The organism is Cecembia sp. (assembly GCF_007126775.1).
Classification (GTDB): Bacteria; Bacteroidota; Bacteroidia; order Cytophagales; family Cyclobacteriaceae; genus Cecembia.
This window is the reverse complement of record NZ_SLAP01000205.1, coordinates 1-4,324: the sequence shown is the minus strand read 5'-3', so window position 1 is coordinate 4,324 and position 4,324 is coordinate 1. Positions and strand designations below refer to the sequence as shown.

The following is a 4,324-nucleotide window of genomic DNA, read 5'->3' as shown; positions in this document are numbered from 1 at the left end:
TAATAGTCTGAGAGTCTGAACAAGGTTAAAATTTAATCCTAGAATTGTAAAAAAATCAAAGATGGGTAGCTTTTTTTAGAGGTTAATATTTTTTGCAATCTAAAACCTTTGATTTTGCTTTGGTCTTAAAAAGTGCCTTTTTAATAGTTTTGGTTACTTTAAAAGTATTTTTGTAAAAGACATTCAAAACGAACCAATCCAATTATTCCTTTCTGGATAGGAGATGTTTTTTAACTATTAAAATGAAGAAAAGCTACGGGTTTATTTGCAAAAGGCCATTAGATTGTTGGCATGTAATAAGGGTTTGATTAATGGATGGAATTGTTTGGATGAGCCCTGTTCAGATCTTGAGCCAAATTAGTTACATGAAATTAAAATAGGTATTGGAATGGAATTGACCCAAACGAATATAATTACTGCCACTCTAGACCAATATTTGGTTTTTTTATATTGATTTAAAGATATTTTAGTTAATTTGTTATTATATTTCGGCATATGAGATATTTCAGTTTTCAATATTTTCTTTTTATCGCCTTTGTACTCCTTTTTTCTTGCAAAGAAGAAAAAGGTGAAAACCAGGACCAACCTTTGGAAGCTTTTAGGGCAGAGGTGTCTGCCACGCCTGTTCGGGTAGCCCAGGCAGAGCGCAAGTCCTTTGATTACCTCATCAACGCCACGGGTAAAATCGAAGCCTTGGCACAGGTTAAGCTCAGTGCAGAACGATCAGGGATTTTGGAGCTGATGCAGGTAAAGGAAGGGGATTTTGTGGAAAAAGGGACCGTATTGGCAAGACTGGACCTTAGAGAAAATCAGCTCAAATTGGAAAAAGCCAAAATAGCCCTTAAAAATGCGGAAGTCAATTACCAGTCCGAGGCCCTGAGTTTCTCAGAGGTTTTTCAGGGAAATGATGAAAACCGCAAAAAAGAAATTGAAGAGTACCTCAAAATCAAAAGTGGATTTTTCGCCGCGGAACTAGACTTGAAGGAGGCCGAGATGGATCTTGAAAAATCTACCATCAAAGCCCCCATTTCCGGAAGAATCGCTGACTTAAAGGTGAGAACAGGGGCTATGGTGAATGCAGGGGATGAATTGTTTGAAATTATCAATACAGGTCAGTTGGAGCTAAAAGTCAAAGTGCTGGAATCAGATATCAATTTGATTTCAATTGGGCAAAAAGCTGAGATTTATCCTGTGGGTGGCGGCTTTTCGGATCTAACCGGAACGGTAAGAAGTATCAATCCCAAGGTAGATGAAAACGGATTGGTTCAGGTTGCCATTCTGGTCAGTGCGGCCAAAGGCCTGCTTCCCGGCATGAATGCCCGTGCCATCATCCGTGCCCCACAGAACAATTCTCTGGTGGTTCCCAAAGAAGCCTTGGTGTACCGTTCCAACCGTCCAGTGGTATTTACTATTGAAAACAATGAATCCAAATGGAATTATGTGGAGGTAGGTAAGGACAATGGCAGGGAAGTGGAAGTGCTTTCCGGAATAGAGGCAGGCATGACGGTCATCACTTCGAATAATCTGCAATTGGCCCATCAGGCACCTGTACAAATCGTCAAAGAGTAAAGCCATGGTAAGATTTTTATTGGCCAGACCGATTGCTGTTTTTATGACCTTTTTGGCCTTGATGGTCTTTTCGGTGATTGTTTTCAGAACCTTACCCATTTCACTTTTACCTCCCATTGATGTTCCCCAAATTGTTATTAAAGTCAACTACCCCAATGCTTCGCCCGATGCGATAGAGCAAAATGTGCTTTCTCCTATCCGGGAAAGCCTGATGACGCTCAACGGGCTGGAAGACATGGATAGCAAAGCGGGCGCCGAGGTGGGGTCCATCCGCCTGGTTTTTGATTATAATACACCCATGGACCTGGCTTACATTGAGGTCAATGAAAAAATTGACAGGCTGACCAATAGCCTGCCCTCCGACCTCAGCCGTCCCCGGGTCATTCGGGTCAATACCAATGATATTCCGGTGGTAAGGGTACAGGTCACTCCCAAAGCAGGTTTTGACTTTACTGAAGTCAGTCTCTTGACGGAAAATGTGCTCAAAAAAAGACTGGAGCAGTTGGATGGGGTATCCCTGGTGGATATCAATGGCAAAAAGGAGCGGATCATCACCGTCAGTCCCGATAAAGCTGCCCTCAGGGCATTGGGAATGTCTGAGGAGAATGTCATCAACGCCATCCAATTTGGCAATGAAGAACTGCCGGGAATTTCTGTGGAAGACGGACAGTTCCGCTATTACCTGCGCTTGGCAACACGTGTAGATAACCCTGCAGACATTATGAAATTGCCGGTGACTTCCTCCGAAGGGGTTACTGTAGATCTGGGCAGGGTAGCAAAGGTACAATATGAGGTCAATGAAGTGATGGGTTTTCACTTATTTGGGGAAGAAGAAGGATTGGTGATTACCGTGCACAAACAGGCGGCAGCCAAGATGAATGAATTGCTGCCCAGGGTGTATGAAGCCATAGACATTTTCCGGGAAGATTATCCGCAGGTGGATTTTGCCCTCACCCAGGACCAGTCTGTCCTGCTCAATGCAGGGATCAGCAATTTGCAGACTTCCCTTTTGTTTGGAGGCATGTTTGCTTTTGGAGTCCTATTCATATTCATGGGCAATTACCGGACCCCCATCATCATCGGCATTTCCCTTCCCTCTTCTCTGCTGATCAGCTTTCTGGTATTTTATTTCTTTGAGCTTTCTATCAATGTGATTTCACTTTCCGGACTGGCCTTGGGCTTGGGGATGTTGATTGATAATTCCATCATTGTATTAGATAACATTACACGGAAAAGAAAAGAAGGACTTGGGCTTTTCGATGCCTGTGCAGAAGGCGTCAATGAGGTCATGTCCGCTTTGATCAGTTCGGTATTGACGACCTTGGCGGTCTTTGTGCCTTTGGTTTTCCTCAGCGGTATTTCCGGGGCTTTGTTTTTTGATCAGGCGGTATCGGTGGCAGCGATCTTAAGTGTGTCTTTGTTGGTTGCTTTTATCCTGCTGCCCATGTTGTACCATTTTTTCTTCCGAAAGAAATCCCATGAGGGATTGCCGGAGGAAGACAGCCGGTTCTTCAAAGCGGTACTGAAAGGATACAAGCGCTTGTATGTTAGGATATTTGCCAAAAGGGGGCTCAGTTTTGGTTTTTTCCTGCTACTGATTCCGGCCGGCTTGGCATTGGCCTATTTGCTGCCGATTCAGGGATTGCCGCCCATAGAAAAATTTGATGCAGTGGTAAGGATCGACTGGAATGAGCCTATCGGTGTGGAGCAAAACAGAGACAGGGTATTGAGCTTGTTGGAAAACATGCAAGGGGCATATGAAAAGGCGGAAGCGGACATTGGGGTGCGGCAATTTATTCTTTTTGATGGGGAGAGTTCCCTGCAGGAAGCCAATCTGTACTTTCTTTTTGAAACCCAGGCGTCCAAAACCGAGGAAATGGCCCGTTTACAATCTTTATTGAGAAATACTTATCCCCGTGCGCAGGTTGAAATTTCAGATGCCCCCAATGCTTTTGATCAGTTGTTTGCCTCCAATTTGCCCTTTTATGAAGTGAGGTGGAAGGATTTGACTACCAAACGACCCGTGGATGAGGAGAGAATGGATGTTTGGCTATTGGAATTTCCCACCCAAGAATTCGAGCGGGGGCCGAGTCTGCAAAAGGAGGCTTCTGTGGTTTTCCGCTTGGATCCTTCCCGTATGGCTTTGTATGGTATTCAGGCCAATGACTTACAAGTGCAGATCAAAAGGTTGTTCGGTGCCTATACCATTACAGATATCAAAAGGTTTGGGGAGATCACTCCGATCAAACTCAGTGCGGAAAGGCAGGATTTCGAAGCCATCTTGAGAAATAATACCATCAGAGGAAAAGATGGGGTGGAATATGCGCTGAGTAATTTCATCCGTTTTGATTATGAGAATCAGTACAAATTTGTCACTGCGGACAAAGGAGGGGTATACCAGTCTGTGCTGCTTACCTCAGAAAATCCAACCATATATAATTCGGAGATTTTCAGTTGGGGAGCGGAGAGGAATCTGAGTGTGTCTTTCTTTGGGCAGTATTTCAAAGACAGGGAGACCATTCGTGAATTGATTGGCGTTTTGTTGGTGGCGGTTTTGTTGCTGTATTTTATTCTTTCGGCGCAGTTTGAAAGTTTTGTGCAGCCTTTGATTGTGATTTTCACCCTGCCTTTGGGTATTGCAGGGGCCTTTTTGGTGCTTTTGCTGACTGGAACGAGTTTGAATGTCATGTCGGCCATTGGCTTGGTAGTGATGTTGGGCATTATGGTCAATGATGCCATCTTGAAAATAGATACC

Annotated in this window: 2 protein-coding genes; both read left to right on the top strand. The window is 44.1% G+C overall.

Annotated features, from left to right (window positions below):
* The first annotated feature begins 495 nt into the window (after positions 1 to 495).
* Positions 496 to 1,569 (top strand): efflux RND transporter periplasmic adaptor subunit, encoded by a 1,074-nt coding sequence (locus QZT73_RS13810; protein ID WP_291788725.1) that lies wholly within the window; start codon positions 496 to 498, stop codon positions 1,567 to 1,569.
* Between the two features lie 4 nt (positions 1,570 to 1,573).
* The coding region (locus QZT73_RS13805; RefSeq protein WP_291788722.1) for an efflux RND transporter permease subunit at positions 1,574 to 4,324 on the top strand (2,751 nt) is incomplete at its 3' end.

What these genes read in the sequence shown, in the direction of transcription:
- QZT73_RS13810 (WP_291788725.1), top strand. Translation starts at nt 496, where the DNA reads ATGAGATATTTCAGTTTTCAATATTTTCTTTTTATCGCCTTTGTACTC.